The sequence below is a fragment of the Oceanobacter sp. ABM4_470 genome, assembly GCF_056158645.1.
The window spans coordinates 302,346-315,958 of record NZ_JBSWTR010000002.1 but is presented as its reverse complement, the minus strand read 5'-3'; the positions used below and the strand labels follow the sequence as shown (position 1 = coordinate 315,958).

The window sequence follows — 13,613 nt, the reverse complement described above, 5'->3', positions numbered from 1 at the left end:
TCAGTCCGCCACCATCGCAGCATCAGCAACCGTCAGCGGCGGTATCATGAGATCTCGCTGCGTCAGCACGCCTTTGCACTTGATCAGTTCCTGCAAGTCAGCGCGTATCTGTTTGCCAAGCGAGGCAAAACCGATTTCGAAACAGTCACCTCGCTGCACGCCTCGCTCTGCCAGCGGCAGAATCAGATACTGCCCGCTCGCCTGCATCAAACTGATGCAGCGATGCTGTTCAAACGGGCTACTCTCCAGCCGCACGGCCTCCGAACCCAGCGCCAGCAGACGAACCGGGCTGCATGAACCAGCCGCATCTGTCAGAATCGCGGTGTTCATGCCTTGCTCGCTGAGCTGAAACCATTCGTTGTTTGGAAAGGGGATATTCCGCAGACGTTTGAATAGCTTCATATTCATGGCTGCGCCCTCCAGCCGAATCGAAGCCACCTGTTGGCCCGCCTGATAAAAAGACGCGGTTTTATCGACAGTTTTCGGCTTTTCTCGCCCCTGGCCATCACTCTGGCTGACCAAAATTTCGAGTTCATAAGGAGAAATAACGTATTGGGAGAAATCCACCTTGAGGCTATTCATTGAAATCGAGACTTCACCGCGGGAGTAACCCGACCAGGAATATACGTAGTGGTACATGGCCTGCCGGGCCATTTCAATCAGCATTAATCCCGGTACATGTTCGTGGGTTTTGCGATAGAAAAAGTAATTTCCGGTATCGATATCAGCCAAATAGCTAAATACCGGTGCCATTTGTAATTGCGGACAACGGCGAAACCATTGCTGCAACTGCAAACCTTGTTGGCGAGGAATCGCCAGCTCGTCCAAAGCAGGATAATTCGCTGCCAGTAACTGCATTACCGTCAGTGGAATAAAGCGGCTTTCCAAAATCGCCCGCTCACCTTCCATCCGGTACCAGTCGGATACCTGCACCCCCCGAGCTTCTATATCCTGTTGTTGGCTGAGCGAAAGCTGCCATGGCACCGATGCCAGCACATAGCGGGAGCCACTCACCTGATAGTACCGATCGAACAGCGCCAGATCTTCTGCCGTTGCTACATTATCCAGCTCGAGTTTTTCCTCAGCCCGAAACCAGGCCGGAAGTATTGGGTAGGTTTGCTTCAGCAGGACATCATCAATATGGTCTTTATGCAAAACCTTTGGTTCCAACTCCAAATCGTTCATATCACCACAATCCTTCGTTATTTGATTCATGGATATAATTTCAATGCGCGAGCGTATACCTGCGACCAAACGCATAATTAATAAAACACGAGCTCCAGGGGAGTCCCTGGCAATTAATCCAGGCTTTTACAAAGGCAATTTGCCCAACATATTACGGACAATCATCACATGAGCAGGAGCAACCGGAATCATATACAAACGGCCGAAAAAGTTTTTATTCCTGACACTGGCGGTAATGGTTAAACGGCTACCGGAGTGCTCGGTACGCTCGATATTAATCGCAATCAGAACCCCCAAATGGCGATCAACGGATGTCAGCAGCAACTCATCGTCGGAGATTGCCAACACATCAAAGAAGTCGAGTTTGCCTCCCTCCTGAGGAGGAGAAACCGGCCGTTCTGCAGAGAATCCATCAATCTGTTCAACCCCGGCCAACTGGCTGAGTTTGTCACGCACCCAGAAAGCACCACGCAACCAGGCAGGGCTATCTGCGGTCATGCAGCAGTAGGCCTGAAATGCGGTCATACCCTCCGGCAGACCAGCCTGCTGCTGGTCGAAGTAATCCAGCTCGGAACGCTCAGCGATCAGGGCTACCTCAGACGACGGATCTCGAACATACATGTGTACTTCCTTGTTCAGGGACTCAGCTGATCAAATCGATGGCCATTTCTTCGGCCTTGAGCAGCATTTGTTCATATTTGATTGAAGGGTCTTCATGGTGAGCCTGAATCAGGTTCGCAGCGCGAATGGCTTCCTGCAACAGAGACTCAGGATCAATAAACACGGATTCAAAAATTGCCACTGGTGGCAAATAGCGAGCCTTGACGTAATAGCTTAACTGCTCAATCGGGCGCATCAGTTCATCGATGGTAAAGCGGTTAAAGCCACCCGCACGATAGCCCTCTTCCACAGCCCCCACCGTCGTCACCACCATGATTTCCTTGCCTTGCAGTTTGTCACCGCCGCGCGCATAGGCAAAGCCTGGCAGTAAGACGTCATCAAACCATTTTTTCATCAACGCTGGAACGGAGTACCAATACAGAGGGAACAACAGCACAATCCTGTCGTGTTCGATCAGTTTTGCCTGCTCACTGGCAACATCAAACTGATACCCCTGATGCGCTTCACCAAGGCGGTGCAGAGTCACGTCAGAAGACGCCAGCTGCTCCAGAATTGCCGAGTTAACGCGCGAGTATTCAAGATGTGGATGACCACATACCACCAAAACCTTTTCCATTTTTCCTTCCTTCTGCTTATACGATCTACCATCAGGCGATCATTTGGTTGCTGTAACTGGAATAGTGATAAGAGGGCTGCTGACCTTCCGTAGTAATCAGACATGCCACCAGCGAATAGCCGTCAATTCGCATCACATCACCGGCTCTGCCAGCACGGAACCCGGCATGACGAATCAGCCGTTCAACCCCCGCCGGAGAAACCGTAATGAGTTGTGAGGCGCCATACTGGCGAGCGATTTCAATCGACGATTGCAAGAGCTGAACGGCTTCTGGTGATGACAAGCGATGCTTCTTACCACTGCGAACTGCTTGCAGATCAACCGCCGCAAACCGTGACAACTCCCAGAGATCTGGCGCGCTCGGAGCATCAGCTCCCTGCAACAAAGCCGGAAAGACTTGCTGCAATAAATAGTCGCCTGTTGTCGGTAACAATCGGGCACAGCCACAAATGTCACCAGAGTTGTTTTTCATAACGATATAAACCGTGTCGTCGTGATCAAACTGGTCTATTTCCGTGCCAACGGCAGTATCTAATTGCCACCCCAGAATCTCGACAAAGACCTGGTATCGATATAATTGCAACGCGTGCCAAGTAGCACCACCAAGATCCCGGCGGCGTCCGAAGATAATATTCACCTGATTTCAATCCGGTTGATTTGTTGGCGAGATTACACAGTGACTCCCCTGATACCGGTACTGTAATTTTTGACAGGTTATATCGATTTGCTGAAACCAAAGATCGAAAGCGAGACACACGGCGCAATTCAGATAAAAAATTTTACTTTGATGTCTTTCTTTAAATTAGCAAACGAAAACTCGGTCCTCACCCTGGAAAGGGGTGGCCATTCCACTGCATTCGCCACCTTGTTCGTACAACCTGCTGGACACGCGCACGACCGCATGGATGCAGGAGGTAGGGCGAAGCAGGAAGCCAGATCCGAGAGCTCTGCAGAATTATTCAGGAGGTCCATGGTGCGAACTTACAAATTGCGCCTTGTTTCACACTTCTGACCAAGGCTCCTGGGGCACTATCTGGTCGCGTAATTGATCGCAAAGTCGATATGATGAAAACTGGACGAATGCACAGATCACCAGCGCAGATCACCAGCGCAGATCACACCAAAAGGAAGGGATTAATCATCATGTGGGGGTTCGATTTTATAGACAGCCTTAGTGGCAAAAATGATATCGGCAGTATTCTGGATACATTACAAATGCAGATCCAAAAGCTGGAATTTTCGCACTGCGCTTACGGCATACAATTCCGATCATTTTCCGGTTACGACAAGCCGTTTATGATGAATACATATCCACAACCGTGGCAGCAGAGTTACGACTCCAATCGCTATTTTGAAATAGACCCGATAATCCAGCGGGGTAGAAGATCACTGAGCGGTTTCTGTTGGTCAGCCGAGAACCAGACCGAACAACGCGACTTCTGGGGCGAAGCGGCTTCATCCGGCATTCAACACGGTTATTCCCAGTCTTGTGTCAGCATGTCAGGCAACAAAGGGATGCTCACGATATCAAGGGAATACAACTCGGTAACCGAATCCGAAGCCAGGTATCTCGGCTGCCGAATTTTCTGGCTCACCCAGGTTACTCACCAGTGTGTATCGGAGCTTATTGAGCAGGAGCACCCAGAACCTATCAAGCCTGAGTTAACCCCACGCGAACGTGATGTACTGGGATGGACAGCAGAAGGAAAAACCGCCTGGGAAACCGCCATCATCCTTTCAGTAAGCGAGCGTACTGTCACTTTCCATTTGGCCAACGCGATGAAAAAGCTAGGTTGCACCAATAAAACTTCTGCCGCGGTAAAAGCAGCCTGCCTGGGAATATTGAACGGTTACTAGGGGCCCCTCAGAATAACACTGCACAGCTCGCTCGAGTCCCGCTGGTTGGCAGAACAAGGTGGATAATGCAGCGTAATGGCTGACCTTTTTCAAACAGGGCCGCCCCCGAGGGGATCGCAGGTATTACCAACACCGTGTCGCTGATTTTGACCTGACCCGTCAGGCACCGCATATCAGCGATGTTTGTATTGGGTGGCGCAGTAGCCGCGGGAAATGTCCGGATGGCGCAGTTGCAGGTGCTTGGTTTTGCGGCCACTCATGCGTTTACGCCACATACGAAAGCTGGAGGCTTTCATTTCCTTGCGCATCAGGTTGATCACCTGCGGTTCAGACAAGCCATAAAGGCGTTCGATGGCTTCAAAAGGGGTGCGGTCTTCCCAGGCCATTTCGATGATGCGGGAGATATCGGCAGGAGTCATGGGCGGTTCTTCGATTGCATTTGTTCTTTGTTCGGTAGTGCTAATTTAGCTTCCCAACAAAACATGTACAAGTTTTGTACAGATAAATTCCATCTTCGGTGCGCAGTGCGCACCCTACTCTACCCCTCCGTAGGGTGTGCATCGCGCACCAGTTGTGGCATTCCATATAGCAACGCATTGCCCCACCTGATACCCGAGAGTCACCGATAGATTGCAGGAGGTAGCTTGATTTCGCGAGCAAGCTCACTCCCACACAGAACGTAGTGGGAGCGAGGTCGCTTGAGGCGATTAGCGGTCGATACGCTCACCGGTATCCTTATCGAAGAACACCGCCAGGCTCATATCAATCATCAGGTCGGTAGTCTGCCCCGGTGCAACATCAAAACGAGGGCCAAGGCGGCAATCCACCTGAGTGCCATTCAATTCAGAAACCACCATGGTGTCGGCACCGGTTGGTTCGGTCACCAGCACCGGCATTTTCAGGTGGCGCACCATGGCGTCACCTTCTTTGTGCGGCAGTGGCTCGGTAATTTTTTCCGGACGCAGGCCCAGAATCACTTCGTTACCAATCTGGCTGGCCAGAGCTTCGCTGTTGGGTACCGGCAACTGCTGCACAGCGCCGTTGGCGTCGGTTACTTCAACGGTCACAGCCGCAGCGGAACCCGCCAGTTTGGCCGGGATAAAGTTCATTGCCGGGGAGCCCATAAAGCCCGCCACAAACTGGTTGTTCGGGTTGTTGTAGATCTCCTGCGGGGTACCGAACTGCTGCACGATGCCGTCTTTCATTACCGCGATGCGATCGGCCAATGTCATGGCTTCGATCTGGTCGTGGGTCACGTACACAATGGTAGTGCCCAGATTCTGGTGCAGCTTCTTGATTTCGGTACGCATCTCAACCCGCAGCTTGGCATCGAGGTTGGACAGTGGTTCGTCGAACAGGTACAGACGTGGACGACGGGCTAACGCACGTCCCATGGCGACACGCTGACGCTGACCACCGGACAACTGACCCGGCTTGCGGTCGAGCAGGTGTTCGATTTGCAGCAACTTGGCAACACGCTCCACTTCCTGAGCACGCTCGTGCTTCGGAACCTTGCGAATTTCCAGACCAAAAGCGATGTTCTCGGCCACGCTCATGTTCGGATACAGCGCGTAGCTCTGGAACACCATGGCGATGTCACGATCTTTCGGCTGCACGTTGGTAACGTCATCGTCACCCATCAGGATGCGACCGGACGTCACGGTTTCCAGACCGGCAATCATGTTCATCAGAGTCGACTTACCGCAACCGGAAGGACCCACCAGAATCAGAAACTCACCACTCTCAATGGAGATGTTAATGCCCTTGAGGATATCCCCCTGGCCGTAGTTCTTTACTGCGTTTTCAATCGTCAGAGCAGCCATTTTTTAGCCTCTTTGCAGGCCCCGCGTTTTAAATCGCAGGGCTTTGAATTCTTATTTTTTCGTTCTGATCCAACCCACCGCCGTGAGTCACGGCCGATGAGTTGGAGTCATCAGTGGATGCAGCGCAAGGCGCCCCGCAGCCGAATACCCAAGACATACCAAATAGGTAGGCGACGGGTTTCAGCGAGGACGCAACGCCGCGCTGCGCCGCTGAGGGCCCAAATCAGAACGCCTATCCTTTGACGGCGCCTGCTGTGAGCCCCTTCACGAAATACTTACCCGCCACCATGTACACAATCAGCGTCGGCAGCGCGGCAATCAGCGCCGCCGCCATATCGACGTTGTACTGCTTGCCGCCGAAGCTGGTGTTCACCAGGTTGTTCAGCGCCACCGTCACCGGCTGGGTTTCAGCACCGGAGTACACAATACCGAGCAGGAAGTCGTTCCAGATCTGGGTGAACTGCCAGATCACGGTCACAACGATGATCGGCGTCGACAGCGGCAGCACCACGCGACGGAAAATAAAGAAGAAACCTGCACCGTCCAGTTTTGCCGCCTTGATCAGCTCTTGTGGCAAGCCGATGTAGAAGTTGCGGAAGAACATGGTGGTGAAACCGGTACCGACAATCACATGCACCAACACCAGACCCGGGGTTGAGTTGGCCAGTCCGAAGAAGGCCAGCGTGCGCGCCATTGGCAGCAGGATCACCTGCAATGGGATAAAGCAGCCCACCAACAGCAGACCAAACATCAGTTCGCTGCCGCGGAAGCGCCAGAACGACAATACATAACCGTTCAGAGCACCCAGCAGGGTGGAAATAATCACCGCCGGAATCACAATCTGGAACGAGTTCCAGAAGTAGCTGGAAATACCTTCACAGCTGGAACCGGCACAGGCACTGCCCCACGCCGTCACCCAGGCATCAAAGTTAAGAGTAGACGGCAGTGACAACAGGTTACCGGAGCGAATTTCTTCCACGTCTTTCAGCGAGGTGATCAGCATCACCCACACTGGCATCAGGTAGATAAAGGCAACCGCGGCAAGAATGGCGTACAAGCCCAGTCGTGCTGCACGGCGCGTTACCGTCATTGGAGCTTCAACCATGTTTCTTACCTCGCAGTTCGGAGTACAGGTACGGCACCAGAATCGCCAGTACACCACCCAGCATCACCATCGCGGATGCGGCACCAAGACCCATCTGACCGCGAGTGAAAGCGTGAGCATACATAAAGTTGGCTGGCAGGTCGGAGGCATAGCCCGGACCACCGCCGGTCAATGCGGCCACCAGGTCGAAGCTCTTGATGGCAATGTGCGACAGAATCACAAAGCAGCTGAAGAACACCGGCTTCAGGCTCGGCAGAATGATGCGACGGTAAATGGTCGGCATCGAGGCACCATCCAGTTTGGCGGCCTTGATCATTTCGTCATCCACACCACGCAAGCCAGCGATAAACAGCGCCATCACGAAACCGGACGACTGCCATACCGCGGCGATCACCAGGGTGTACACCACCATGTCGGGGTCAACCAGCCAGTCGAAGCTGAAGCTGGTCCAGCCCCAGTCGTGCATCATTTTTTCCAGACCCAGGCTTGGGTTCATCAGCCATTTCCAGGCGGTACCGGTAACGATGAAGGAGATTGCCATCGGGTACAGGTAGATGCCGCGAATAAAGCCTTCGTTGCGGATTTTCTGATCCAGCAACACGGCCAGCACCATGCCAATCAACAGGCACAGGGCAATAAACAGGAACGAGAAGATCACCAGGTTCTCCAGCGAGACCATCCAGCGATCGTTCATAAAGAGTTTTTCGTACTGTTCGAATCCAACAAATTTCCACACTGGCAAAATGCGCGATTTTGTCAGTGACAGCAGGAACGTCCAGCCGATGTATCCGTAGATACACACAAAAATAATCAAGAAGGTTGGCGCCATGACGAGCTTCGGCAGCTGGTCGGCTAACGCCTGTTGCAGCCGCGCCAGTGGCGACAAGGCAGCGCTGTTAATGCTGCGCCCGGCTGTATTGCTTTGTTGGTTCATGGTCAGTACCCGTTTTTTGAGCGTACGAACCCTGTGATGCCCACCTGACCGAAATCAGGTGGCACCCGGAGAACGCATTTTCAGATAAAACTGTGTTGAACGCTGGCCTGCCGCGCCAATAACAGCAGGCCGGTGTTCAGACGGTTCAGGAAATTACAGGGAGGCCTTGATGGCGCGAGCCATCTTGTCCACTGCTTCCTTGGCTGACAGGTTCTTGCTGTTGTAGAAGTTGGTCACTACGTCGTAGATCGCACCCTGGGCACGGGAGTTGGTGGACATACCATGGGCCATGGAAGGCACCAGGTCACCGGTTTGTGCCGAGGCTACAAACGCGTCCATGGAAGCGTGTGCACAGCTGTCAAAGGCGGAACGATCCATACCCAGACGCGCCGGGATAGAACCCTTATTCAGGTTGAAGGTTTCCTGGAAGGTTGGCTCCATCACCAGACGGGCCATATCAGCCTGAGCGGCCTGACCTTCGTCGTCGCTCAGAGCGAACATGGCAAAAGAGTCGATGTTGAAGGTGAAGGCACCTGAGGTATCTGGCGCTGCCAGGCAGACATAGTCAACGCCCGCGTTTTTGCCCGCTGCGGTGAATTCACCCTTGGCCCAGTCACCCATGATCTGCATCGCTGCCTGACCGTTGATGACCATGCTGGTAGCAATGTTCCAGTCACGACCCGGCGCGTCAGCATCGATGTACTTGCGGGTTTTCTTGAAGGTTTCAAATACCTTCACCATGGTGTTGCTTTTGAGAGTCTGCTGATCGAGGTCGTGGAACGCCTTGTTGTAAAACTCAGAGCCACCCACACCCAGGGCGACGGCTTCAAACAGGGTCGCGTCCTGCCATGCCTGACCGCCGTGGGCCAGTGGAATAATGCCTTTGGCTTGCAGCTTTTCAGCAGCAATGAAGAATTGATCCCAGGTGGTCGGAATCGCCACACCGGCTTGCTTGAACAGTTCCGGGTTCGCCCACAGCCAGTTCACACGGTGTACGTTCACAGGAACGGCCACGTATTCACCTTCGTACTTCATCACGTCGCTGACCACAGGTGGCAGCAGGGAGTCCCATTTACCTTGCTTGGCAACGTCATCCAGAGACGCCAGAAAACCCAGCTCGCCCCATTCCTGAATGGAAGGGCCTTTGATTTGGGCCGCCGCAGGCGGGTTACCGGAAACCGCACGGGATTTCAGAACGGTCATCGCGGTTTCACCACCACCACCGGCAACGGCGAAATCTTTCCAGCTGTGACCTTCTTTCTCGAGTTCTTTTTTCAGAACGTTCACCGCGGCGGCTTCGCCGGATGAGGTCAGGTAATGCAGGACTTCCACTTCGCCAGCGGAAACAGAGGCAGCAGAAACAGCCAGCGCCATTGCGCCAACCAGAGCTTTGATCTTGAGCATGTGAGCGATCCTTTTATATTTTTTGTGTCGCAGGTTCGGATAAGTCCGAAGCATTAAAGTACCAAACCCTGCGGCACCAGAAAGTAAGGTTCACCGTTGAAGTGTTGCAAAGTCTTTCAATTGCCTTCAATTGTGAAACAAACCGCCGTCGATCAGAAAATATCCAACCAAACCTTGCTCATCTTTTTGCAAGACACCAGAAAGCAGCCAGGCAAGCCTGATTGGTTGGGGACATCAATCCCATTGAGAATAGACCAGCCTGTACCACACCGGCTTAGCTGCGCGGCAGCACCACCCGGGCTTGCAAGCCACCGGCGGGATGATTGGAGAGCGTCAGTTCGCCACCGTGGGCGCGCGCAATGTTGCGGGCAATCGATAACCCCAGCCCCATGTTCAGGCCAAGGTTAAGAGAAGTATCGGATTTCAGACGGGTATAAGGATCGAACACCTTTTCCAGCTGCTCTTCCGGAATGCCGGGGCCGTGATCCAGAATGGCGACCACCAGTTCGGTATCGGTGTCTTCCAGATACACCTCGGCACTGCCGCCGTAATACAGCGCGTTGTCGATCAGGTTGCCAAACAGCCGCTTCAGTGCCAGCGGCTTGCCGCGGTAGAAACATTCCTGCAACAGCGGCACCACCACTTGCTTGCCGTCCAGCCGCGCCCCTTCAGACAAGTTGGTAAACAGCTTCATGATGTCGACGTCGGCCGGGTTCTCGTGAATGTCGGTGTCTTTCACGCATTGCAGTGAGGCTTTCACCATCAATTCCAGGTCTTCCAGATCGTCAATAAAGGCTTCCCGAACCTGCTCTTTTTGCAGCAGTTCAGCACGTAACCGCAGGCGGGTAATCGGTGTTTTAAGGTCGTGGGAAATGGACGCAAACAAGCGTTCGCGGTCGTTCAGGTAACGCTGAATGCGACTTTGCATTTCATTCACCGCCCGCGCCGTGGCCAACAGCTCCTTGCTACCGGTTTCATCCAGCTGCACGGAATCGCCACGGCCAAACTGTTCCATCGCCTCAGTCAACGACCGCAACGGCCGGGTCAGCGAGCGCACAAACACACTGCCCAGCAGCAACACCACCATCAACGACAGCAGCAAGGACAACAGCCGCTCCAGACTCAGCGGCGACTGCTCATCCAGAAACATCGGGTCTGGCATCAGCGTGGCCAGATACAGCCATTCGGTATCGGACACCGGAATCTGTACCACCAGAATCGGCGCATCCAGCGGTTTGTAGAGCAAGCTCGACGCCCCCCAGCTGTCGGGCAGGTCGACCAGCTTGACCTCGTTGTTCAGCACGTGCAGGTCTTCCGCGCGGGAGAATTCAATGAAAACGCCATCGTGCAAACCCAACTGCTCCGCCAGCACCTGACGGGTGGTATCCACCACGATCTGTTTGCGCTCGGAGTCATTGAGGTCGTTGATGTGAATGCGCTCGCGGTTCAGCGACACGAAGAAACGGGTGCCGCCCATGTCGCGCAGCTGGTCGAGCACTACATGGCGATAAATTTGCGGCAAGGAGGTGAAGAAATTGGCCGTCGCAGCAATGCGATACGCCATGTGCTCCGACATTTCGCGGGTGGTTTTGTTGGTATCGGTACGCCACTGGGCGTACCAGATGCTGGTCGAAATGCCCTGCGCCAGCACAATGCCCAGGGTCAGCAGCAGCAGGAAACGCGCCGACAGTGACGATTGTTGCAGCCGTCGACGCCCGGCCTCAAGCCAGCGGCGCATCGGCCCGGCTTTCCACACTGGCGGTGAATACGTAGCCTTTGCCACGCACGGTTTTGATCAGCGTGGGGGCTCGCGCATCGTCACCCAGACGGCTGCGCAAGCGGCTGATTTGCACATCAATAAATCGGTCCATGGGCAGATTGTCGCGGCCACGGGTGATACTTGCAATGGCTTCGCGGGTCAGCACTTCGCCATGGCAGTCCAGCAACATAATCAGCAACTGGTAATCGGTGCCCGACAAGCCAATGTCTTCACCGTCCGGCCCCACCAGATTGCGGGAAATGGTATCCAGTGCAAAACCGTTAAAAGTGCGAAATCGCTGCCCCGTCGGGGTAACCGGGGTGTCCGGCATCTGCTCGGTGCGGCGGCGAATGGCCTTGATCCGTGCCAGCAGTTCGCGGGGGTTGAAGGGCTTTTCAAGATAGTCATCGGCGCCCAGCTCGAGGCCGACAATACGGTCGGTTTCTTCGGCATTGGCGGTCAGCATGATGATCGGCACTTGCGAGAAACCCCGCACTCGCTTGACCACTTCAAAGCCGTCGATGTCCGGCAGCATCACATCCAGAATCACAATTTGCGGGTCCGCTGCGGCCTGTTCACGCAGGTGATCCACAAACGACAGCCCATCTGCAAAAGCAGACACCTCAAACCCCTGTTGCTCCAGATACGCCTGGAGTAACAGTCGAATCCCTTCATCATCATCGACTACGCATACGGGTTTTGAAACAGACATAATTCACCGGGTTATCTACAAAGGCAGGCCATGCTGGCCAAACTGGCGTCGTACCGATGGCAGTATAAACCAGCTGCAGCACTTCGTATGAGCGAGGTCGCAGGTCTGCATCCTCAGCGAAATAGAAAGTCGGCTCACCGTGACCGGTGAGCCGACAGGCTCCTGAACAGAGCCGAGAGTGTGGCGCTTGCCCGCAACCCAGGTGACCAATCCGAGCGAGCACTATACGAGCAGCGCCAACCTGTTTTGAACGACCCGGGCTTGAACAGAGGCACCCGGGTCCTTCAAATCAGAGGCTTACCACCAAACTTCAGCCTGTACACCAAAGCTGGTGCCAGTGTTGTCGCCGGTAGGAATTGCAACCTTGCTGCCGCTGGCGTGAGTAACAAACGCACGAATCAGCGGGCGGGACCAGTAGTCGTCACCTGCCGCCCACTGCTGGGCAACGGTTACTTTGGTCAGGTTGTTGTCTGTACCCATGCCTTCATCGTAAGACACGGAGTCGTAACCAATTTCAATCGCGGTAGACGCGGTGTCGTTCCAGTGGAACACCGGACGGATACCCGCAGAAAGCCAGGTTTTGGCGTTGCCATCGGCATCTTCAACGGTTTCGTGCACCAGGTTGTACTGGGCTTCGCTGGTGTCGGTGATGTCGAACAAACCGTGGTTGATCAGACGCAGCATGGAACCTTCCATCTGGCTGTTGTTAACGCCAGTGGAGCCTGCCATACCGTCAGTACCGTACTGAACCACAACCTTGTTGTAGCCGCTGGATACGCCCAGTGCGTATTCCAGGGACACCAGCGTACCGCTGTTGTCGGCCACGTCGGCGTCTTCCTGTTCTTCAGTCAGGTTTGGCAGACCGAAGGCAACACCAGCTTCCAGCGTACCGCCAGCAATGGCGATACCGGCAACGCGCAGGTCGATGTTGTTGTTGTGAACAGAGGTGTCGTCGTCAACGTCGTCCTGGTTTTCAATCCAGGCTACGGACAGTTTCTTGTCGCCGCCCAGGTCGATGTTTTCAACACCGGCACCGACGTTGCCGGAGGCATTCCAGTAGAAGTAGTCAGACATGTGAACGTCGTGACGCTGGTAGTAACGCTTGCCAGCCCACAGGGTCGCGCCTGGCAGAGCATCAATAACGTTGTCACCCAGAACGGCAATCTGTACCGGGTTCAAGGCATCGGAGTCGGTACCGGCCATCATGGTGTTGAGGCGGAAAGTACGGCCGTTGGCTTCGTACAAGGTGCCTTTGAAACCGGCTTCGTAGTAGTTGTCGCACTCGTTACCCAGACGGTACTTGGAGCCTGCACCATCAGCCTTGTAGCACGCCTGCTCACCACCTTCAGTGGCAGTCCCTACGCCGGCACGGAAATAACCGTAGAAATCCAGGTCGGAGGCAGATACAGGCATTGCGGCGATGCCAGCAATGGCACAAGCCAGAATTTTTGGAGTCATGGTCACGCGTTTCATGTTGATGTCGCTCTCTGTCTTTGGTTTTTATTGTTGTCTACCGGAACCACCCCAACGGGTTGGCTTTTGGTAGCCTGTGCGATGAAACAACAGCGGGTAAGCCCGGCTGGAAGTCGTTGCGGTT

General features: G+C 54.2%; 13 protein-coding genes. 1 reads left to right on the top strand and 12 read right to left on the bottom strand.

The window, feature by feature from the left end:
• The 4 genes from ACXADJ_RS18150 to ACXADJ_RS18135 form a co-directional block, all read right to left on the bottom strand.
• On the bottom strand, window positions 1–1,185 hold the full coding sequence (locus ACXADJ_RS18150; protein WP_475068791.1) for an AfsA-related hotdog domain-containing protein: 1,185 nt from the start codon (window positions 1,183–1,185) through the stop codon (window positions 1–3).
• 126 nt (window positions 1,186–1,311) lie between these two features.
• Window positions 1,312–1,806, bottom strand: coding sequence for a DUF2867 domain-containing protein (locus tag ACXADJ_RS18145; RefSeq protein ID WP_475068788.1), 495 nt, complete (start codon window positions 1,804–1,806; stop codon window positions 1,312–1,314).
• 22 nt (window positions 1,807–1,828) lie between these two features.
• Window positions 1,829–2,422, bottom strand: coding sequence for an NAD(P)H-dependent oxidoreductase (locus tag ACXADJ_RS18140; RefSeq protein ID WP_475068786.1), 594 nt, complete (start codon window positions 2,420–2,422; stop codon window positions 1,829–1,831).
• Window positions 2,423–2,453: 31 nt separating this feature from the next.
• On the bottom strand, window positions 2,454–3,059 hold the full coding sequence (locus ACXADJ_RS18135) for an acyl-homoserine-lactone synthase (protein ID WP_475068782.1): 606 nt from the start codon (window positions 3,057–3,059) through the stop codon (window positions 2,454–2,456).
• Between the two features lie 425 nt (window positions 3,060–3,484).
• On the opposite strand from ACXADJ_RS18135, the gene ACXADJ_RS18130 reads away from it, so the two are divergent.
• Window positions 3,485–4,279, top strand: a complete 795-nt coding sequence (locus ACXADJ_RS18130) for a LuxR family transcriptional regulator (RefSeq protein ID WP_475068780.1) — start codon at window positions 3,485–3,487, stop codon at window positions 4,277–4,279.
• 173 nt (window positions 4,280–4,452) lie between these two features.
• Here the strand turns inward: ACXADJ_RS18130 and ACXADJ_RS18125 are convergent, their stop codons facing one another.
• From ACXADJ_RS18125 to ACXADJ_RS18090, 8 genes are all read right to left on the bottom strand, one after another.
• Entirely contained in the window at window positions 4,453–4,698 is a 246-nt protein-coding gene (locus ACXADJ_RS18125; RefSeq protein WP_028292987.1) for a TIGR03643 family protein, read from the bottom strand.
• Window positions 4,699–4,986: 288 nt separating this feature from the next.
• Entirely contained in the window at window positions 4,987–6,102 is a 1,116-nt protein-coding gene (locus tag ACXADJ_RS18120; RefSeq protein WP_475068775.1) for an ABC transporter ATP-binding protein, read from the bottom strand.
• Window positions 6,103–6,334: 232 nt separating this feature from the next.
• A complete protein-coding gene (locus ACXADJ_RS18115) occupies window positions 6,335–7,207 on the bottom strand; it encodes a carbohydrate ABC transporter permease (protein ID WP_475068773.1) in 873 nt (290 codons plus the stop codon).
• Window positions 7,200–8,141, bottom strand: coding sequence for a carbohydrate ABC transporter permease (locus ACXADJ_RS18110; protein ID WP_475068770.1), 942 nt, complete (start codon window positions 8,139–8,141; stop codon window positions 7,200–7,202). Before ACXADJ_RS18110 ends, ACXADJ_RS18115 begins: the two co-directional genes overlap by 8 nt.
• A gap of 153 nt (window positions 8,142–8,294) precedes the next feature.
• On the bottom strand, window positions 8,295–9,545 hold the full coding sequence (locus ACXADJ_RS18105) for an ABC transporter substrate-binding protein (RefSeq protein WP_475068768.1): 1,251 nt from the start codon (window positions 9,543–9,545) through the stop codon (window positions 8,295–8,297).
• Between the two features lie 274 nt (window positions 9,546–9,819).
• Window positions 9,820–11,283: an ATP-binding protein gene (locus ACXADJ_RS18100; protein ID WP_475068765.1), complete on the bottom strand. Its 1,464-nt coding sequence runs from the start codon at window positions 11,281–11,283 to the stop codon at window positions 9,820–9,822.
• Window positions 11,267–12,016 (bottom strand): response regulator, encoded by a 750-nt coding sequence (locus tag ACXADJ_RS18095; protein WP_475068763.1) that lies wholly within the window; start codon window positions 12,014–12,016, stop codon window positions 11,267–11,269. The genes ACXADJ_RS18100 and ACXADJ_RS18095 overlap by 17 nt, the downstream gene beginning before the upstream one ends.
• Window positions 12,017–12,313: 297 nt before the next feature.
• Entirely contained in the window at window positions 12,314–13,489 is a 1,176-nt protein-coding gene (locus tag ACXADJ_RS18090) for a maltoporin (protein WP_051219017.1), read from the bottom strand.
• Window positions 13,490–13,613 lie beyond the last annotated feature (124 nt).